Genomic DNA, 18,392 nt, shown 5'->3' with positions numbered 1-18,392 from the left:
TTATTTTTGGAATAAAATATCACAAGCGGCTTGTGCTTGCGTAGATGTTAAATGCATTTTGCACTGAGCTTTATCTAATACTGCAAGTTCTTCAGTGGCAAAAATACTCATAGAAGTTTTCTGATCATCCTTGTGATGGATTGTGATGTCAGTACTGGTTTGCTTTTTTTGCAAGTCGATTGAGGAAATAAACTTCTTCATGCGGCGCTTTTTTGGAATCAACTGTATGTTCTGCTCATCGCCTTTGGCTGTAAAATATTTATTAATGTAAGTTGTATCAACCCCAATTAAACCATTTAACAGGGTGCTTAAATGTTTGTGTAAGCGATTGTTAAGCTTCTCTTGCTTTGCGTCCGCGTGTATTTTTGTTTGTGTACCTTGCTTGCTATAAACTAAGGTTTCATTGATTGGTGTATGTGTATACCAAATTAAACCGCTATCGCATGAAAATAAAAAAGTACCTGCTGATTCAAGAGGTTTTTTTATTCCCGACATGGTTTTATTTTGCGAATAGTTACCCAGTAGATAGCATGCCTTTGGCAACAGTGAATGCAAGTTTGTGCCTGCCAACTCTGATGTCTTTTTCTCTGCTAGTTTTGGCTGCTGTGCCTGTGTAATCGGAGAGGCGAAAATGACAAGTATGAGTAGTATGCCTAAAAATAAGTAATCCTTGAAAAAAGGCGATATATTCATTCTCGATATCATAAACAGGCATTGACTCTATCGGTGAGCACTTGTGGACATTGTAGCTGCATAATACCGGTTTTATTATTTACCGCTGCTTGCACAGTATGCGCTTGTGTGAGTTTTTGCTCAGATTCGCTATCGCAAATCACGTAGCTAATTTTTAGCCTTACTTGCCATTCCATAAGCGTCGCCTTAATTGTGATCTGTTGGCCAAATGTCAGCGGATTCACGTATTTTATTCGCATATCCACAATGGGAAATGAATATCCGGAACTCGCCATATCTTGATAGCTGTAGCCAATCTTTTCCAAAAGCTTGCAGCGAGCTAACTCGATGTATTTACAGTAATGTCCGTGCCACGCTATGTGCATTGAATCAACATCAAAGAATGGCACTTCCATATAGTAGTTTTCGCTAATCATTTGCACTATTGCCCAACGACTCGGCGTTACTGGCTGTCTTGTTTGGCCGCACTTTCTTCTTGCACGACGCGATGGATGGCATTGACAACATCATCAATAGTCCTGACCTCTTGGAAGTCCTCTAGGGCCATCTTTTTTCCAGTGAGAGATTTTAGCTCGATCATGAGGTCAACGGCGTCAATGCTGTCGATATCCAAGTCATCATGAAGTTGTGCTTCTAATGAAATCTTGTCGGCTTCTATCTCAAACTGATCCTGCAAAACTTGGCTGATATGGTTAAAAATTTCTTCCTTTGTATGACTCATGTTTTTTAAATTATCTTCAATTGTTACTGAATACGGCCTGAATAGACGCTATAGCGTTATCTGGCCTGCGTTGATGAACGAAATTATACCAGCTTATATTGATAAAGCGCGCTAAAATTTATTAAGGTTCGGCTAACACTTTTGAGTGCAAGCAGGAGTGATCAAGCTAGTGTTAACAGGCCCCTAGGTCGAGTAAGGTTTACTAGGCGGGCAATAACTACACAACCATAAATTCGATATTTGCCTGTAATCTCAAAGTACTTATATGTCTTGATTGAAAAACAGCCATGCAAGGAGTGTTTTCTAGGCTGGGGGTAGCCATTTAGAATATTCGTCTTGCAAAAAACGCGTTAGGTGTCTTGCCTGCACACTTGTTGGGCGAGAGACATCGATACAGTGATTGATATCCAGAGGGTCTAAGGCCGTAAATTTAAAGTGCGGTGGTGTATTTGGAACTTCATACCACTTTTCGTGTTTACGCAGAGTCATAGGCTGGCAATCAATCAGCACTGGACGAATCTTGCATTGTGCTTTGAGGGCTATGTTGGCCGCACCGCGCTTAAAGCTGAGATCGTGCTCGTCTTCTGTGCGTGTGCCCTCAGGGAAAATAATAAGGGTTTGACCGCTACGCAATATTTCAGCCGCTTTGTTGACAAGGTCTTCGCCGTTGTCGTTATTGGGGATATATCCCGCCAGAGATACTACGCCGAAAGTAAAAGGGTTCTTCCACATGGCAGCTTTTACAATACAGTTGGTGTTAGGCATGATGGACATTAGAAATACAACATCCAGTAGTGACGGGTGATTGGCAATAACTAATTGCCCATCTGAACGCAACTGATCGATATTTTTAAACTCAAACGATAGCAGTCCCAAGAACCACATCATCCGTATATAGAGCCAAGTGGCCCGCCAAATAATATATCGAGTGCAGCGTTGTTTGGAGCTGCGCTTCAGCGGGAAAGGGTAGAGTACTAAAAGCAATACCAGTGCAATAATGAATGCACCCAGGCCAAATACAGCAAAACTGAAGCCTGTGCCGATAATACGCCAGTATTTATATACCTGACTCATGGTGACCGCCTTACATTAATTCTCCAATACTTCAAAAGCTGTTTCGATCTCAACTTCAAGATTCGATCGACATATATCTGCAAAAGTATAGGTCACGTTATCACCACTTAGTTTGTCGGCGAGAAATTTTTGCGCAATATTTAAATCTTTTTTGTTGCGTAAATAAACACGTGTACCGTAATACTCACTGGGCTTTAAATTTATATGTGCAATTAAGTGATCAATATTACTCACTGTTAATTGCAGTTGTTCATTAATATCGCCTGGAGCTCGGGTTTCATGCCCCAAAATACTTGCGGTACCGGAAATAAAAACAAGTTTTTTATTGCCAATATCAATGCTTGTTGCTCGCGAGAATGAAGGGCTGCTGATACCGTATTGCTTGGGGTAATGATAAGCACTTTGTTGCCTGGGGTTTTCATGGTGAACCCCGGGCGCTTTACTGGCTAATACATATATAGCCGCGCCCTGTTTATGATGTCCTACCGCTGAGGCCGCAGGGAAAACATCAGAGGAGAAGCCAAGTTTGGTAAAGGCGTTTAAGCGTCCGGTACAAAACTTTTTATAGCGCTCCCTTTCGCTTTCCCCTAAATTTATATCGGCGATAAAATTCCAAAAACGGAAAGGGTAGCAATAGTCCAAGGCGCGCAGTTGCTCTAAAATCGTAAGGTAGGCCTTTTCAGCGGCGGCTTCTAAGTCGTCAAATTCCTTGCCGTCTATCCAGGTCGCAGCGCACATAACGTCATCGTTGTGACTCCATTGACAGTCACCAGTGATGCCGCGTTTGACCGTCCCTGAGCCACATTCAATAACCTCTGACGCGTGGCCGCAGAGCGAATCGACACCGATAGGAATGATTCCTGGTGTCGCTGACGCTTGGCATTGCGTGTTAAATGAAACAACTGAAAGTACACCCGCTTGATCGAGTAATTCTTCAGGTGTTTTGGTCGAGTAATATTGTCGAAACATTCTTGTCTATTTATTCTAAGGAGTAATAATTCACGAAGGCGCGAGTTTATACAAAAAAACAGTGCAAGTTAAGTAAGTGTCGGTTAACAGGGGCAGCTTGCACGCTGTCAACGCTAATATTTTTCTGGCCCCACAGAATAAGAGCTTCTATAACTATTATCTTAGCGCATAATTTTGACACTGAGGTAGGCCTTAAGTGATAGCTAGAGAAAATGCCTTGTGGGGCTATAATACTTGTTGCAAAATGTTGATTTTTAAGGAAATTATTCAAAGGATTCAACAACAATGCCAAACCCTGACTTTGTGTGCCCGCGTCACATTAGTGTCAACAAGCCCTAAGCTATTACCTTATCGAATTGCATCAAGATATAACGGCTTAGGGTCTCGATGAAATATTTTGTATTGCGCCAATATTCAGTACATTATTTGCTAATACTATTTTTTGCTAGGTAAAGTTGTTGATATATAAGGTGCGGCCGCAAAAGGTGTAAACGGCGTGCTTTTGCAGGGTAAAGTGTATAAACTCTGCGCCCGAATTGAACATAGGGGACACAATAAGGTGTGATTCAATTTAGTGTGAACAGGCCCTAGTAGACTATAACTTTGCAACACGAGGAACATGTATGTCTGAACAGACTACTGAGCAACGCGAAATGGCTGAATTATTAGTGGAAGCCCTTAACTTGGAAGACATCACAGCAGAAGAAATTGATCCTGAAGAATCTCTTTTCGGTGACGGTTTGGGCTTAGATTCTATTGACGCCCTTGAAATTGCACTTGCCATTTCGCAAAAATATGGCGTACAAATGCAGGCAGAAGATGAGAATGTTCGCAACGCTTTTGCGACCCTAGCGTCGTTGTGCGAGTTTGTAAAAGAAAATACGCCTTAATACAGAAGCATCCTATGACAGATACATATGCGCCTCTTGTTAATCGTTCAGTAGATGATTGGATTGCCTATACAAAAGCACCTATAGCGCCACTGGGAGATCATATAGGAACCGTATCTGTCGCTGATTTTCTCGCCCATGTGCACCAGCTTGCGCAGCATTTGCCTGATGCAGGCTACGCTCTCAATCTTTGTGAGAATCGCTATCTTTTTATGGTGGCCTTCTGCGCCGCAATTGTTCGCCAGCAGACTAACTTATTGCCTCCGAATAAAAATATTGCGACCCAAGAAGCCTTGGGGCAACGCTATCGCGATACCTATATTCTTCACGATGGCGTCGTTTGTGCCGAAAGTATGCCGCAATTCGATATTAATTCTCTCACTCTAAGCGCTAATACTGAGGCAAGTTCTGAGATAGCCATTCCTGACATAGCACTGGATTTTCTGTCAGCCATTACTTTCACTTCCGGCTCCACTGGAGAATCAACTCCTAGCCATAAACCTTGGCGTACATTTGTTGATAGCACACATATCAATGGAAATTATATGTTGCCTTCCACAGAGCGTCTCGTGTGGTTATTAGCTACCGTGCCTGGGCAGCATATGTGGGGGCTTGAAACTTCAATATTATTGCCGCTTATGGCGCGGGTGTGTGTATGTGATGCCAGGCCTTTATTTGCCAAGGATATCCGTTCAATACTGACGTATTTGCCCGAGCCTAGAATGTTGGTATCAACACCTGTACATCTTAGGGCAATGGTTTTAAGTGGCTTAGACTTCCCACCAATAGCCATGACGTTGTGCGCAACTGCGCCATTGGCAAAGGAGCTTGCGGTTCAAGCAGAAACATTGTTTCGGGGACAGTTACAAGAAGTTTATGGCTGCAGTGAAGTAGGCTCTATGTCGTATCGGCAAACGTCTAAAGTAGACTGTTGGACTATTTTTAACGGCCTTAGTTTTATTAGTAGTGGCAACAATGACGACGATAATAAATATATCGCTCGTGGCGCTCATCTACCCGCAGAAGTGTTACTGCAAGATCGCTTGCAGATGGTAGGGGAGAGGCAATTTCGTTTGCTCGGGCGCAATGAAGATATGATAGAGATTGCAGGTAAACGAGGCTCTTTACAGGAACTCAATAAAATTCTGCTTGCCACCAGGGGGGTGTTGGATGGGGTTGTGTTCTTGCCGCCCGAGGATAAGGCATCAGTTAATCGTCTAGCTGCACTGGTGGTATTCGATGGTCAGACCACTAGCCATGAAAACCAAGAAGACCTCAAAGAAAGGGTGATGGAACAATTTCGCGAGCGCTTAGACCCGGTCTTTTTGCCCCGCCCTTTGCATATTGTCGATGCCCTACCTCGAGAAGCTAATGGTAAACTGCCGCGCAAAAAGTTGTTGGCTCTTTTTGAATCGCTATCTTAAGATGTATTCTCGATGTTATGCAGACAGGCCCTAAGCCAAAATACTTTGGCGATAATCTCCTAAAAGATTGTGCTCTTCATCATCAATATGGCGACTTGGGTTTTCGCTTAACATATTCATCACACTAACGCTTATCTGCTCGATCATAGCCACGTTGTCCTGCAAGTGTTTATCGATGTCACTTGTTTCCGGCATCATTAATATTTCATTAAAATGTTTGAGGCAGGGAATCTTGTATTGATCCATAAATACCCCACGGTTGGGTAAAATTAAACGCTTCTCGGCGCGCTGTCTAAAGTGAGATTGAACCTGCTGGTTGAGGGTTTGGGCTTTTTGTAACACCACACTTAATTTGCGCATACGCGCGATGTCAGTTAATACATTTTGGAAAAATAACAAAGACAAAACACCCCAATAATAGGAATAATCCCACAGTAGTTTTAGCCCCATCATTTGGCGATCGCCAAAGCCGCCGTATTGACCGGTGTATAACGACAGAGTGTTGTTATAAATTGAAAAATGCAATCTTTCATATAATGCACGTTTAAAACGAATATCTTCTCCCTTTGCATCTGATCGTACTAAGTCATCAATAAAACCATTATTAATGGCAATAAAATCGCTGCCTGGAGAATAGAGAGGGTCAGCAAACAAACCTGCTTCACCAGTGATACCCCAGCCGTTGTCGCTAAATAATTGCTTGCAGCTATAGGAATAATCTTTTAATACCACAAAATCTAAAAAATTTGCCTCACCGATAGCTTCGGCACAGCGGCTTTGATTTTTATGCAACCAAGACATAGCGCTTTGCTCACATTCAATCTGGCTTTCATCAAACGCTTGGTTATCCATAACAATGCCAATACTAGTGATTCCTGAAGCGAGAGGGATAATCCAGACCCAGTAACCAGGGCCTACAAGATGATTGGTACTTAGCCAGCGCTTTCCTTGCGGCATACAGCGCCTATGCCAAGACTCTTGCTCACTCCATTGGTCAATTTCAATGGTCTTATCGATACGAAACCAAATGGCGTTGGCCTGGTGTTGGTTATTTTTGTGTAAATTGAGCTGTTGCTTAATAAAGGCTCTTCGCCCTGAAGCATCCAGTAGCCAGCGAGCGTCTATATCATAGCGATCAGTATCTGTTTGTGCCTGCAAATGGTGTTTTTTATCTTCTTTGTGGCTATCTTTTAATGCATCTTGGTTGATCAATAAGTGCTGGATATCGGCGTTATCGATCAGCTGTACACCCATGCCTTTTAATTCACAGGCTAAATGATTTTCAATATCTCCACGGTCTATTTGATAGGTGGGAATACCGAAGGTTTGGCTTGCGCCAAGTTCATCTTGTTGACTGAAATCATCGGCGCCCTCGCCAAAAAATATGCGAATACCAAACTTTTTTAAATGTTCATGTTTTAAATGATCCGCAAGCTTAAGATGCTTTGATAAATAGTGCGAGCCAATTTCAACCGTCGATTCACCTACTTTGGTAATCGCTCTTGGTACAGGGAATTTACGTTTATCCAGTACCACAACATCTAGTTCGGGTGACGCGGATTTTAATTGGTAGGCTAAGCCTAGACCTGCGAGCCCACCACCGGCAATGACAGCATCTGTTTTCAGTTTCATTATAGACATCCTTTTTACGGTGTTGGCACACGTTATATCGCTTTAGCCAGCGTTATATTGTGCTATGTCAAAAGTTACCTGGGTGTTCTCGCTTATGTTCAGTTGTACCTGAGCACTTGGGCTTGCGTCATCCAATTTGGCTATAGCCTGCAGCACATTAAGTATTTTTGCGGCAGGGTTTTGATGGTAGAGAGTATCTAGGTGGGCGTTAGCTATCGGCTCTGGTGAAATCGGCGCACTACCGCGGCTACCCAGTTGCATATCTAATCTAGCGATACTTTTGTCACTATGATGTTGCTCAGGGCTCAATACCAGTGCTGCAGAAAAGGCTGTATCGCAGGGGAAGATATCGCGATAGGCATTGTGCGCTTTATCGTCAAACAAAGTGACAAGTACCAACTCATCCTGATACACACATTGACTGAGTCCTTCAAGCAATGCCAGCCCCGCTGTATTGTCGTAGGCGGCAATAGAGTTGGCAGATTTCATACAATCTGTACTGATTGTCCAGTAACCAGCAGCGGCGTTGTGCACCGAATTATGAAACTTCGTTGGCGATAGTTGTTTGAGTTCGTTGTTGAGTGCGCGACACATGTAGTTGGTAATTTCCGTATCGCCGAGACCAGAGCCAAAGACGCATGCCATATCGTGGGGCTCAAGGGTCGATTGCTGCGCTGCCTGCCATGAGGTCTCTACTGCTATTTTTACAGGCAGAGGTGAGCGTCTGCGCTCATTCGCTGGAATAATGGTGGGCTTAGGTGTTACAGGCTTTGGGCTCTCTTCGTGTGTTTGATTTTGCTGAAGGAGTAGGGCTTTTAATTCGGGCCAATTGTTAAAGCCTGGCCCCCACGCGCCAATTCCTATGATATTGCAGCGCAAGCTATTGTTGTTATGGGTCACAGTGATCGCCTAATTAATGCATGTTGCTAAAGAGTAGACAGCAATTATTGCCGCCGAAGCCAAAGGAATTGGACATAACATGACGGACTTTACGTTGCTGGTTATGAGGGCTCATTGCCAAACCGATAGACTGGTCTACCTGCTCTAAGTTGAGGGTGCCCGGAAGCACACTGGTGTGCAGAGTATCCAGTGCGATAATTGCTTCGATAATGCCAGCTGCACCTAAGGTATGACCCATCCAGCCTTTCGTCGAACTAGCCACGGTATTTTGGCTAAACATATTGGCAATTAAAGAGCCTTCGATGTGGTCATTGGCGCGACTTGCTGTCCCGTGTAGGTTGATATAATCAATATCATCCGTTGTCAGCGCGGCACCTTGTAGTGCTTGCTCTATCGCCTTTTTTGCCCCTAAACCATCAGGGTGGGGGTGAGACATATGATGGGCGTCTGAACTTTCGCCGAAACCACTTAACTTTATGCCGGTATGTTCGGGGCTATTTTCCTTGCGAGTGAGAATAGCAAAGCCTGCAGCCTCACCTAAATTAATACCATCGCGTTGTTCATCGAAAGGTTTGCACGGCTTTTCGGAGACTAGCTGCAACGAGTGGAAACCGTATAATACACTCATGCAAAGAGTATCCGCTCCACCTACAACCACCGCATCCACCAAGCCTAAATTTAACCACCTTGCAGCACTGGCAAAAACTTTTGCTGAGGATGAGCATGCTGTGTTAATAGTGATAGCAGGCCCTGATATGCCACACACATGGGCTGCGTATAAGGCCGGTGCGTGAGGATTTAACACGTATTCTTGCTGAAAAGCGTGGGGCAAGTGCTGATCATCTTCTAGTTGGCCGTAAGCTTCCTCAGCTCGATCGATACTGGAAGTGCTCGATCCCATAATCAAGCCTACGCGCTCGCGTGAAAACTCACGTTTCACTCGTTCAATGGATTGCATGAAGTTGCCTTGGTTTAAGGCCAGCTGTATGAGCGCATTATTGCGACTTTTCCATCCCACTTGCGGCTCTGTCCATTGTACGTCGTCAATTTCAGGTACTCGACCAATCCAGGTGTTGAGTTCGACATTGACCATATCATTCTTGCGCAAGCCGCTTTGCTGCTGTGCAATGGCCTGTCGTAATGCTGTGTTACCCGTGCCTGCCGCGCACGTTGTTTGATAGTCCAAAATAACAATGTCTGATGCTTTCAAAATATTAAATGTCCATTGGCATAATAATAGTTAATTATAAATCGATTCTATGCGGTGGTCTAATTGCCAAAACCCGCCATTGAAAAAATAAAAAAATAGCTTATACGCTATTTTTTTGTAGAATTAGTACTTCAATAAACAAGGAAATTGGAGTTATCTATGACGCGATATTATTCGTCAATTCTCATACTGTTAATGGCATTTGCATCCAATAGTTTTGCTGCGGATTTTAATCCAGGTGAAAAACTGCAATTGCTTTCTAACTTGCATCCGGATGTTGCCCGCCAACGATTGTATACGATGAATTATCAGTTGGCGGATCTCATTCCCATGTGTGCTGAGGTTACGGTGGTAAAGAAAAATAAGAAAAAGTTTATTTTTGAATGGAAATCGGTCGAATATACGATGTTGTACGATAAGCATACAAAAAAATCAGGCGTATCTTTTGATGAAGCTTTGCAGAAGTTTTTTGGCAATAAATGTGAGGCTGATAAGGTTAAAAAGCTCAGTGAAATCGATCGTAAAGGCATACGTAAAGGTATTCCCTATGTTGGTATGACTAAGCAAGGTGTTCTCTATGCAATGGGGCATCCGCCGCCACATGCCAACCCAGATCTCGACGGCTATACCTGGATGTATTGGTTGAACCGCTTTAAGCGTAAAGCTATCGATTTTAATGAAAAGGGAATTGTGGAAGAAGTACGACTCTAACTGCTATGAGCGTGTTGAACGCTATTTTCAGACATAAAAAAACCGGCTATAGCCGGTTTTTTTATGTCTTCGTACAAAAACTTATGCCGCCATAGCTTTGATCTTGGCGTTTAGACGGCTCTTATGGCGAGCAGCCTTGTTTTTGTGGAAAATACCTTTATCTGCAACGCGATCAAGTACAGGCACAGCTTGTGAATATGCAGTTTTTGCTGCTTCAGTGTCGCCTGCTTCTATCGCTGCATCTACTTTTTTAAGATAGGTGCGAACCATGGAGCGCAGGCTAGCGTTATGACGGCGAGCTTTATCGTTTTGACGAGCGCGCTTTTTCGCTTGGGGTGAATTTGCCACCGTGAATGCTCCTATATAATTCTATTGAATAAAAATTCTAATTAAATAAAGTAATAAGCCCGTTGAGGGGCAAATTAAAGACGCGGCATTATGCCCGTTTGCAGGCCGATGTCAAGTAGATATTCTTGTTGTAGCCCCTCAATTTAGTGCTTAGAGGGCGGGCAGGCGAATTTCAAATATGACACCACTGTCATCAGGGGCGTTAAAACCATCCACCTCACCCTGATGGAAATCACTAATAAGGCGGACAATGTAAAGGCCTAAGCCAAGGTGGTGTTTGTCTTTGGGGGTGCTCGTTCCTTGTGCAGGAGTGTCTTTTGGGCTGGCTTTGTCTCTAAGGGATACCATGGAGTCAAAAAGGCGACCTTGCATATTTTCTGGTAACAATGGTCCTTCGTTACGAAAGCTAAAAATCACCCTGTTTTTTTCTTGCTTCAGGCCGATTTCAATCAGGCCGTTAGCGGGGCAGAAGTCGGCTGCGTTATCGATCAATTTGTCAAAGGCTTGTACGAGTAATTCTGCAGATCCTGTGATCTTTGGTTGTTGAGCTGGTTGCGTAACAAGTTTGAAGTGCACCTGAGGGTAGGCATCCTGATAAGCTTGCACAAGAAAGTTTATAAAGGGAGTGCAATCGATAGTTTCCACCTCCGCTGCATCGATCGCTTGTTCCACTCGGCTAGCGGCGCTCATTGCATTGAGGATGTGCGATAGCCTGCTTGCTCCTGCGCGTGCCCGTTCAGCATAGGTTTGGGCTTGTTCACCAAGAGCTTCATGTTCTAAGTTATCCAGCGACGAAAGCACAATCGCCAGCGGCGTCCTCAACTCATGGGAGAGGGTGTTCGACAGGGTTCTTAAATAATCTGTGTACTCTCGTAAACGAGATAGCAAATTGGCATAACTGCGCGATAAATCGCCAATCTCATCACCATTTTTAGAGATAGGAAAGTCTTCGTTAATCTTACCTTTGTCACTGATAGCATCACTGGCAGCTTCGCTCAGTCTGCGAATACGCAGTGATAGCCAGGTGGCGTATAACACCAAGGCAACCCCAGCAAAAGTAGAGGCTAAGAATGAGTATGCTAGTAAGCGGTTAAGTGCATTGTTGGTCGCGTCGGATAGTGAAGACGCACTCTGCTCAGCGATGATGGCACCGATAATCGTATTGTTCTCTTTGCTGCGAATGGGTAAAGCGGCTCGCACAATAGCTTGATCGTCTAATTGATACCAAGCCGATAAGGCGTTCTTGCGAGTGAGCACTTGCATGCTGCTGCCATCCAACATAACGCCATTTGAGTGATGTTGAGGGAGCTGGGGATAGTTGCGATTTCCTGGGGCCAAAGCGTAGAGCCATTCTAAAAAGCCATGTTGTTGTTGCTTGGAGCGTTTCTTTAATTGCCCTGATGAAGCGATTAAATGGCCGCTATCAGTGACAATATGTAACTGTGTATGAGCAGAAGAAAATACCTTAAGCTCATTTGCCAATGTCGCGGACTCGACGATGATGGGCTGCATGATACGTCCAGAATTATTAAGATACTGTATGCCTTGTTCTGGCTCGTAACTGGCAAATGCAATTCCCTCTTTGGCCCAGGAGATAGGCAGAGAAATTTCTACCTGATATCCCTGCGCCCATTCTAACCAGACACCTTTTATGCGGTGTTCAAGCGTTTTTGTATTAACGATTTTGTTATCGATATATTGGATGGCATTGAACTTCCCTGGCGCACTGGCGAATAGCGCATAATTACCTTGATTGGTAAATAACAATAAATGATGGCTTTGATTTAAGGTTTCTGAAGCGGGATTAAAATACTGTAATGAAGAGGCTTCGACCTTTAAAAAAATATGTAGCTGGTCTTGCCACACGGCCAACTTTGGTTGGTTGGGTAAACTATGTTGCTGGTCAATAAGACCTCGCTCAAACCAGTCATCACTGTAACCGTCATGCCATAATGGTTCTCTTAGGTCATGGACGTATAGGGGAGATTGTAAGTGAGCATATCGTTCAATACCTTGACGAAGTGCTGGGTCACTGGCAAAACGAGCGACTACGGCCTGGGCTGTGGCTGCTAATGAATTGGATTGGCCTTGTCGTAAAGTCGCGTCCATTTCATGGATATATTGACAACCCACCCAAGGCAAAGCGAGGGTTATCAAGCTCAGAAACATAAGTTGTTTGCGAAGGCGCATAATGTTGAGAAAGCATCTCGCTTTATAGCTGTTAATAGAAGATAGAAATAAGATCGCTATTCAGTTTGCCAACGATATCCCATGCCGTAGGCTGTTTGAATACAATCGAAATTATCGTCGTGTATTTTAAATTTCTTGCGAATCCGCTTGATATGCGAAGTAATAGTATTATCGTCTAGCACAACGTTAGCTGCGTCCATAAGTTGTTGACGATTCTTCACATGTCCTGGATGGAGGGCCAAGCAGTGGACAATCCAAATTTCGGTAATAGTCAGGTCGACTAATTGTTCCTGCCATTGGGCAATCATACGATCCATATTGAGTGTTAGCTTGCCACGTTTAATTTCTGTTTCTTGATTAGTAGGTTTTTGCAGACTGTCGATACGACGAAACAGCGCTGTAATTCTGGCTAACATATGTACTTGACTGATATCTTTAGTGAGATAGTCGTCAGCACCTAGACGCAGCCCGGACACCACATCAAATTCATTATCTCGAGCGGTAAGAAAGATAATGGGCAATTCTGGTGATCTCGACCGCAGGTCGCGGCACAGATCAAACCCCCCTTCGATTTCATCTCCCAGGCCAATGTCAATAATGGCTAAATCTGGAAGCCGTGATGCGAATGCCTCATTAGCCTCAGGGCGAGAGCGATAATGGCTGACTTTATAACCTTGCCTGCGTAAGGCATCGCAATAGTTTTGCGCAATAGCGTCTTCGTCTTCAACAATAGCAATATGTTTGGGCATAAATTTTTAACTTTTAAGGGCAAATAAAATTGTCTTTTTAGTTGCCCTACCTTATTGATTTTCAATGGCTTGCACCGGCTACGCCGATGGCACGGAGTGTTTGCTCCACACAATTAATGTACGGATTCTATCAGAACCAAACCGTCACAATACAGGCTTTGTACCTCGCGGGGCCTATGTCATACTTGCTGGCTGGAGCCGATAATGAATGCAAAACCTAGGCTCCTTTTTATTAGCGAGTTGTGAGCAAGCGGATATTTAAGCAAGAATGTAAGTCAACAAAGTGAATGAATCTAAGAGGGCCATAATGTTTCCATATATAGTCGCCGATATCGGTGGTACTAATGCGCGTTTTGCTTTAGTTACTGAAAAAAGCCAAGAGCAATTTGTAATTGAACACATTAATGTGCTTAACGGTGCTGACTATCCACAGTTTGAGGATGCCCTAGAGGCTTATATTGCTTCACTAAATGGTGTGCAAGCACGTGCAGCGTGCGTGGCAATTGCAGGGCCGATTGACGGTGATGTTGTTAAAATGACCAACCTCCCTTGGTCTTTTTCAAAAAGTGCGGTTCAAGCTCGCTTCGACTTTGCTGCTTTTGATGTTATTAATGATTTCGCTGCAGTAGCTGTTGGAACTAGTAGCTTAACCGATAAAGACCTCATTGAGATCAAGTCTGGTGTCATTAATCCTAAGGCAAATAAAGCGGTATTGGGGGCTGGCACAGGTTTAGGTGTTGCCGGCTTAGCTTATAACAGTGGTTCTTGGCTGCCTATTCCCAGCGAAGGTGGGCACGTGAATATGGCTCCAGCAACAAAATTTGAAGCTGAAGTGATCGCTGCAGGCCTACAACGTTTTGGCTATGTTTCTGCCGAAACTTATGTCTCAGGCCCAGGCTTGGTTAATCTGTATCAGTGTGTATGTGATGTGGAGGGCGTTGCTGTCAGTCAATTACAGCCCAAGGATGTTACTGCCAGAGCGCTAGCGAGGGATGATGCCCAATGTCTTAAAGCCCTGCATACTTTTTGCTGTTTTCTAGGAACCGTCTCTAGTAATCTGGTTTTGACCTATGGCGGCAAAGGCGGCGTATATTTATCTGGTGGTGTGGTCCCTCGTTTTGTGGACTTTTTAAAAGATAGTGAGTTTGGCGAGCGTTTTTCTAACAAAGGGGTCATGAGTCACTATGTTCAAAATGTTCCCGTCTATTTGATAGGCTATGATCATATCGCACTTTTGGGTGCTGCAACTTGGATAGGGAGCTTATAGTTAGTTTGCTATCGCGAAGAGTTGCCTTGGTATGATGAAAAATAATCACTCGGCGCAAGCCGGGTTAGTCGCTTTGTATTTATCGATTGTGTTGCTAGCGTTAAACGGCTTATTCGCAAAGATTATTCCTTTGGATGCACTTAACGTTACTCAAACACGCAGCGTTGTTGCTTGCATCATGCTCTTTTTGGTGCTGGTTGCTCAAAAGGCAAACTTAAGGCTTAACTCTTTAAAGCAGTTTATTGGTGTTTATGGCTTAGGACTAGTGCTTGGCGCGCACTGGATTACCTACTTCCATGCGATGCAAGTGTCGACAGTAGCGATAGGTATGTTGTCCCTTTTCAGCTACCCGGTAATCACTGTGTTGATTGAACCACTGTTTAAAAGGCAAGTGCCGAAAATTGCGGATTTATTAGCGGCATTTGTTGTTTTCAGTGGTATTTTTATTATGGTTTCACCGCAAATTATCAGTGGTGAGTTTGATGGTAATACTGTTCAAGGTGCATTTTGGGGCGTCACCTCCGCAATTTTATTTGCCTTTCGCAATACGAGTCAGAAATACCTATTTCCCCATATTAATTCCATTACTCTCATGTCCCATCAAACCCTGGTGGTTGGCTTAGTATTATTACCATTTATAGCTGTCGAACAGATTAGCAATATGGAAATAAAAGACTGGGGCCTGTTGATACTTTTAGGGTGTTTATGTACTGCGCTCGCGCATACGCTTTTGTCTATGAGTTTAAAACGCTTGCCAGCTAAATCTGTCGCATTAATCGGTTGTAACGTGCCTGTTGTGGGAGGCCTCATTGCCTGGCTTGCTCTAGGTGAAATCCCTGGTGTTATGGTTTATATTGGGGGTGCCGTAATACTTTCTGTGGCGGCATATGAATCTTTAAATCAAAACAAATAATGTCAAATTCAAAAGAAAAAATACAAGATATAGAAAAGCATATCGATCAATCCCTTGAGGATTCGTCAAAGGCTATTGATTCTTTGAAAACAAGGATTGCTAGTGAGTCGGCTAAATTACCTAAGCAGACCTTGGTTATTGAAGATCGTTTATCGTCGATTCAAGATGAAATGTCGAAATTGAGCGATAAAATGTTGGCATATAAGTTAAGGCGTATTGCGGATTCAAAAATGTTAGAATCCGTTAGTAAGATGTTAAAGGAGGAGAGGCAAACCCCTGCGATACAAGAGCCTGCTATCGGCGATCGTGAACCTCCAGCGAAAACAGATGCTAAGCAACCGCCTGACTATAGCTCGACAACATTTAAATGTAAGTCTGATCTCGATAAATGCCTACTTGGCTCCTCAAGCGCACTAGAACGTGCTCTGTGTTATGCACTGTTTATTCGCTGTGCAATGAAAGGTTAAATTCAGTTGGAACCTTTGCGCAATGTCATGTTGCCAAAGGTTCCACCATCCCCCGTCAATCTTTTTGCTATTTTTTTGTAACCTTTTGCTGGCTATCTCGTGTTTATAGACAATATGAGATTTAAATTCCGTACACTTGTTAATCAGCACGCTAAGCATGTCTATTCATTGGCTTTGCACATGCTCGGGCGCCCAGAGGAAGCCGAAGATATTGCCCAGGAGGTCTATCTTCGTCTGTGGAAAAACATTAACCAATTAGATATGGAAAATGCTAAGCCTTGGTTGTTAAAGGTTACACGTAATATTTGTATTGATCATATTCGCGCTCGCAAACAAGAGGTCGATGCCGAGCAATTTGAGTTTGCCTGTGACAATAACCGTTACCAACCGGCAAAAGCCTTAGCTAACAGTGATTTAAGTAAGTGGTTAACACATGCTATCTCTGCTATGAAAGAACCTTACAAATCATTAATAGTGATGAGCGATGTACAATTTAAAAGCCAAAAAGAAATGGCGAATATTCTTGAGCTAAGTGTTAACCAAGTAAAAGTCTATTTGCATCGAGCCAGGCAGCAGTTAAGAGATCGCCTGAAAGAGATAGAATGATGAAAGATATTGAACCGTACATTCAACAGTTAGAGCACGTTTCTCAGAATGTTACAGCCAAAGATAAGGCGTTTTTAGTTCGTATCCTGAGTGATGAGTCGAAGGATGATGAGCAATTCCCTTTAGTAGATATTCCTCAAGGCTTGGGAGAAAAACTGTATGCGATTGCAGATGATAGTAAGAATACTAAAAACAGGAAAAAGCTCAATGTTGTTTTGCAAGCGCTCGTTTCTCTTGCAGCGATGGTCATTATTGGTTTGTTTTTAATAGAAAAATTCCAGCAGCCATCAGAGAAGGAGATTCAGCGGGCAAAACAAGAATTGGTCATTGCCTTTAATTATCTAAACGCCGCTAATCAGAAAACAAACCTTAAAGTAAAACAAACGTTAAACGCTCGCTTGCAGCAAGCTTCAGTTAAAACTGTATTTAATATTGTACCTCCTAAAAAACACAATGAGGTAAAGAGTATAAGTGAGGAAAAATTATGAATAAATTAATAAAAAGTACGATCGCCATTTTTTGTATTTCAGTATTTTTATTTTCTAAAGCTGTTTTTGCACAGAGCAGAGGTTATGTCAGCTTTGAAAACTTAGCATCCACTTATGGCGAGCCCAAAGTGGAAATTAACCTTAATGCTTTAATGATGGGGTTTGTTGGAACATTAGCAAAAAATGAAGATCCTGAAGTATCGAGTTTGCTATCACAGTTAGAAAGTATCAGAGTTAGAGTATACGACACCAAAGGTGATTCTAAGAAAGCTTTACAGTCTATTGATAAAGTCACACAGAAAATACGCAAAGATAAATGGGAGCCCATCGTTAGTGTTAATGAAGACGATGAACGAGTAAAAATTTTCGCTAAATATACTGACAAGAAAATGGATGGTTTAGTGGTGATGGTTGTCAGCGATGATTCACATACGGGCGATAGAGGAGGGGAAGTTGTGTTCATCAATATTGTTGGTGAAATAGACCCTGCAAATATACAAAAAGTTACTAATTCGCTTAATATTAACGTAGGATCATAATGATGAATGCGCTCATTAAAATACTGCCTTTGTTAATCTTGCTGAGTTTGTCAGGTTGCGGTATTACTACTGCAGGCTTAATTTCCAATCCAGGTTATGCGCGACTTTCTTATCCTTCGGTATGGGAAGCTGATAAACAATTAAGTATATCTCTAGGGCCCTGGGCAATTAGGACATTAGTTAATTTTACGGATGATGGCGATCTTAACCAGCAACAGCTAAAAAAAATATTAGGTTTGCGTGTAACAATATACAATGTGCATAAAAATGCGCCAACTATAAATCAGCACATTCAAGAGTCAGTAAACCAACTTAAACAAGATGGTTGGGTGCAAACAGTGTCTATTAATGAAGGTGTTGAAAAAAATGTCGTTATGGTGAAGTTTGGAGAAGACCTCATTGAGGGATTTTCAGTAATGAGTATCGATCAAGAAGAAGCGGTATTTGTCAATATTATTGGTGATCTCGACCCTAAATTTTTTGATCAATTAATCAATCAAGTTAACGCAAATCAACATAATGACACATTAAAGGTTAGCTACTTATAAATTCTAGAGCGAGTTAACCACCTTTAGAATGAATGGTAGGAACTCACTCTTGT

The 18,392-nt window shown here is 42.9% G+C and carries 21 protein-coding genes; 10 read left to right on the top strand and 11 right to left on the bottom strand.

Annotation, left to right across the window (positions count from 1 at the left end; all coding sequences use genetic code 11):
• The 5 genes from BVC89_RS20960 to BVC89_RS20940 form a co-directional block, all read right to left on the bottom strand.
• Positions 1–693, bottom strand: coding sequence for an outer-membrane lipoprotein carrier protein LolA (locus BVC89_RS20960; RefSeq protein WP_158658055.1), 693 nt, complete (start codon positions 691–693; stop codon positions 1–3).
• An 8-nt stretch (positions 694–701) separates the two neighbouring features.
• Positions 702–1,109, bottom strand: coding sequence for an acyl-CoA thioesterase (locus BVC89_RS20955; RefSeq protein WP_086933072.1), 408 nt, complete (start codon positions 1,107–1,109; stop codon positions 702–704).
• Positions 1,110–1,135: 26 nt separating this feature from the next.
• Complete coding sequence (locus BVC89_RS20950; RefSeq protein ID WP_086933071.1) at positions 1,136–1,414, bottom strand: acyl carrier protein; 279 nt, start codon at positions 1,412–1,414, stop codon at positions 1,136–1,138.
• 303 nt (positions 1,415–1,717) lie between these two features.
• Positions 1,718–2,488, bottom strand: coding sequence for a lysophospholipid acyltransferase family protein (locus BVC89_RS20945; RefSeq protein WP_086933070.1), 771 nt, complete (start codon positions 2,486–2,488; stop codon positions 1,718–1,720).
• A gap of 15 nt (positions 2,489–2,503) precedes the next feature.
• A complete protein-coding gene (locus BVC89_RS20940; RefSeq protein ID WP_086933069.1) occupies positions 2,504–3,457 on the bottom strand; it encodes a chorismate transformation FkbO/Hyg5 family protein in 954 nt (317 codons plus the stop codon).
• Between the two features lie 623 nt (positions 3,458–4,080).
• Here BVC89_RS20940 and BVC89_RS20935 point away from each other — a divergent pair.
• Complete coding sequence (locus tag BVC89_RS20935) at positions 4,081–4,347, top strand: phosphopantetheine-binding protein (RefSeq protein WP_086933068.1); 267 nt, start codon at positions 4,081–4,083, stop codon at positions 4,345–4,347.
• 14 nt (positions 4,348–4,361) lie between these two features.
• Positions 4,362–5,771, top strand: coding sequence for an AMP-binding protein (locus tag BVC89_RS20930; protein WP_086933067.1), 1,410 nt, complete (start codon positions 4,362–4,364; stop codon positions 5,769–5,771).
• Between the two features lie 30 nt (positions 5,772–5,801).
• Here BVC89_RS20930 and BVC89_RS20925 read toward each other — a convergent pair whose 3' ends face one another.
• From BVC89_RS20925 to BVC89_RS20915, 3 genes are read right to left on the bottom strand one after another with little or no spacing between them, the layout of a single operon-like run.
• On the bottom strand, positions 5,802–7,403 hold the full coding sequence (locus BVC89_RS20925; RefSeq protein WP_086933066.1) for an NAD(P)/FAD-dependent oxidoreductase: 1,602 nt from the start codon (positions 7,401–7,403) through the stop codon (positions 5,802–5,804).
• 42 nt (positions 7,404–7,445) lie between these two features.
• The gene (locus tag BVC89_RS20920) at positions 7,446–8,303 is read right to left on the bottom strand and encodes a beta-ketoacyl synthase chain length factor (protein WP_158658054.1); all 858 of its coding nucleotides are present in this window, start codon (positions 8,301–8,303) and stop codon (positions 7,446–7,448) included.
• Between the two features lie 13 nt (positions 8,304–8,316).
• On the bottom strand, positions 8,317–9,513 hold the full coding sequence (locus BVC89_RS20915) for a beta-ketoacyl-ACP synthase (protein WP_086933064.1): 1,197 nt from the start codon (positions 9,511–9,513) through the stop codon (positions 8,317–8,319).
• 159 nt (positions 9,514–9,672) lie between these two features.
• On the opposite strand from BVC89_RS20915, the gene BVC89_RS20910 reads away from it, so the two are divergent.
• A complete protein-coding gene (locus BVC89_RS20910) occupies positions 9,673–10,224 on the top strand; it encodes a hypothetical protein (RefSeq protein ID WP_086933063.1) in 552 nt (183 codons plus the stop codon).
• 81 nt (positions 10,225–10,305) lie between these two features.
• Here BVC89_RS20910 and rpsT read toward each other — a convergent pair whose 3' ends face one another.
• The 3 genes from rpsT to pdsR form a co-directional block, all read right to left on the bottom strand.
• A complete protein-coding gene (rpsT, locus tag BVC89_RS20905) occupies positions 10,306–10,572 on the bottom strand; it encodes a 30S ribosomal protein S20 (protein WP_086933062.1) in 267 nt (88 codons plus the stop codon).
• A 150-nt stretch (positions 10,573–10,722) separates the two neighbouring features.
• Positions 10,723–12,741, bottom strand: coding sequence for an ATP-binding protein (locus BVC89_RS20900; protein ID WP_158658053.1), 2,019 nt, complete (start codon positions 12,739–12,741; stop codon positions 10,723–10,725).
• Between the two features lie 77 nt (positions 12,742–12,818).
• Positions 12,819–13,511: a proteobacterial dedicated sortase system response regulator gene (gene pdsR / locus BVC89_RS20895; protein ID WP_086933060.1), complete on the bottom strand. Its 693-nt coding sequence runs from the start codon at positions 13,509–13,511 to the stop codon at positions 12,819–12,821.
• Positions 13,512–13,818: 307 nt separating this feature from the next.
• Here pdsR and glk point away from each other — a divergent pair, with 307 nt between their 5' ends.
• The 7 genes from glk to BVC89_RS20860 all read left to right on the top strand — a co-directional run bounded on the left by glk (position 13,819) and on the right by BVC89_RS20860 (position 18,339).
• Entirely contained in the window at positions 13,819–14,778 is a 960-nt protein-coding gene (gene glk / locus BVC89_RS20890) for a glucokinase (RefSeq protein WP_086933059.1), read from the top strand.
• Between the two features lie 31 nt (positions 14,779–14,809).
• Positions 14,810–15,691 (top strand): DMT family transporter, encoded by an 882-nt coding sequence (locus tag BVC89_RS20885; protein ID WP_086933058.1) that lies wholly within the window; start codon positions 14,810–14,812, stop codon positions 15,689–15,691.
• Positions 15,691–16,158 (top strand): hypothetical protein, encoded by a 468-nt coding sequence (locus BVC89_RS20880; RefSeq protein WP_086933057.1) that lies wholly within the window; start codon positions 15,691–15,693, stop codon positions 16,156–16,158. The genes BVC89_RS20885 and BVC89_RS20880 overlap by 1 nt, the downstream gene beginning before the upstream one ends.
• Before the next feature lie 114 nt (positions 16,159–16,272).
• Positions 16,273–16,764 carry an RNA polymerase sigma factor gene (locus BVC89_RS20875; RefSeq protein WP_158658052.1) on the top strand — a complete coding sequence of 164 codons (492 nt, stop codon included), beginning with the start codon at positions 16,273–16,275 and terminating at the stop codon, positions 16,762–16,764.
• On the top strand, positions 16,761–17,252 hold the full coding sequence (locus BVC89_RS20870; protein WP_086933055.1) for a hypothetical protein: 492 nt from the start codon (positions 16,761–16,763) through the stop codon (positions 17,250–17,252). Before BVC89_RS20875 ends, BVC89_RS20870 begins: the two co-directional genes overlap by 4 nt.
• Positions 17,249–17,791 carry a DUF4252 domain-containing protein gene (locus tag BVC89_RS20865; RefSeq protein ID WP_086933054.1) on the top strand — a complete coding sequence of 181 codons (543 nt, stop codon included), beginning with the start codon at positions 17,249–17,251 and terminating at the stop codon, positions 17,789–17,791. The genes BVC89_RS20870 and BVC89_RS20865 overlap by 4 nt, the downstream gene beginning before the upstream one ends.
• A complete protein-coding gene (locus BVC89_RS20860) occupies positions 17,791–18,339 on the top strand; it encodes a DUF4252 domain-containing protein (RefSeq protein ID WP_086933053.1) in 549 nt (182 codons plus the stop codon). Before BVC89_RS20865 ends, BVC89_RS20860 begins: the two co-directional genes overlap by 1 nt.
• Positions 18,340–18,392 lie beyond the last annotated feature (53 nt).

The sequence above is a fragment of the Agarilytica rhodophyticola genome, assembly GCF_002157225.2.
Classification (GTDB): domain Bacteria; phylum Pseudomonadota; class Gammaproteobacteria; order Pseudomonadales; family Cellvibrionaceae; genus Agarilytica; species Agarilytica rhodophyticola.
This window is presented reverse-complemented; position numbering and strand designations above follow the sequence as displayed.

What these genes read in the sequence shown, in the direction of transcription:
- BVC89_RS20900 (WP_158658053.1), bottom strand. Translation starts at nt 12,741, where the DNA reads ATGTTTCTGAGCTTGATAACCCTCGCTTTGCCTTGGGTGGGTTGTCAA.
- BVC89_RS20945 (WP_086933070.1), bottom strand. Translation starts at nt 2,488, where the DNA reads ATGAGTCAGGTATATAAATACTGGCGTATTATCGGCACAGGCTTCAGT.
- BVC89_RS20925 (WP_086933066.1), bottom strand. Translation starts at nt 7,403, where the DNA reads ATGAAACTGAAAACAGATGCTGTCATTGCCGGTGGTGGGCTCGCAGGT.
- glk (WP_086933059.1), top strand. Translation starts at nt 13,819, where the DNA reads ATGTTTCCATATATAGTCGCCGATATCGGTGGTACTAATGCGCGTTTT.
- BVC89_RS20960 (WP_158658055.1), bottom strand. Translation starts at nt 693, where the DNA reads ATGAATATATCGCCTTTTTTCAAGGATTACTTATTTTTAGGCATACTA.
- BVC89_RS20860 (WP_086933053.1), top strand. Translation starts at nt 17,791, where the DNA reads ATGATGAATGCGCTCATTAAAATACTGCCTTTGTTAATCTTGCTGAGT.
- BVC89_RS20940 (WP_086933069.1), bottom strand. Translation starts at nt 3,457, where the DNA reads ATGTTTCGACAATATTACTCGACCAAAACACCTGAAGAATTACTCGAT.
- BVC89_RS20870 (WP_086933055.1), top strand. Translation starts at nt 16,761, where the DNA reads ATGATGAAAGATATTGAACCGTACATTCAACAGTTAGAGCACGTTTCT.
- BVC89_RS20910 (WP_086933063.1), top strand. Translation starts at nt 9,673, where the DNA reads ATGACGCGATATTATTCGTCAATTCTCATACTGTTAATGGCATTTGCA.
- BVC89_RS20875 (WP_158658052.1), top strand. Translation starts at nt 16,273, where the DNA reads ATGAGATTTAAATTCCGTACACTTGTTAATCAGCACGCTAAGCATGTC.
- BVC89_RS20885 (WP_086933058.1), top strand. Translation starts at nt 14,810, where the DNA reads ATGATGAAAAATAATCACTCGGCGCAAGCCGGGTTAGTCGCTTTGTAT.
- BVC89_RS20935 (WP_086933068.1), top strand. Translation starts at nt 4,081, where the DNA reads ATGTCTGAACAGACTACTGAGCAACGCGAAATGGCTGAATTATTAGTG.
- BVC89_RS20930 (WP_086933067.1), top strand. Translation starts at nt 4,362, where the DNA reads ATGACAGATACATATGCGCCTCTTGTTAATCGTTCAGTAGATGATTGG.
- BVC89_RS20950 (WP_086933071.1), bottom strand. Translation starts at nt 1,414, where the DNA reads ATGAGTCATACAAAGGAAGAAATTTTTAACCATATCAGCCAAGTTTTG.
- pdsR (WP_086933060.1), bottom strand. Translation starts at nt 13,511, where the DNA reads ATGCCCAAACATATTGCTATTGTTGAAGACGAAGACGCTATTGCGCAA.
- BVC89_RS20880 (WP_086933057.1), top strand. Translation starts at nt 15,691, where the DNA reads ATGTCAAATTCAAAAGAAAAAATACAAGATATAGAAAAGCATATCGAT.
- BVC89_RS20865 (WP_086933054.1), top strand. Translation starts at nt 17,249, where the DNA reads ATGAATAAATTAATAAAAAGTACGATCGCCATTTTTTGTATTTCAGTA.
- BVC89_RS20955 (WP_086933072.1), bottom strand. Translation starts at nt 1,109, where the DNA reads ATGATTAGCGAAAACTACTATATGGAAGTGCCATTCTTTGATGTTGAT.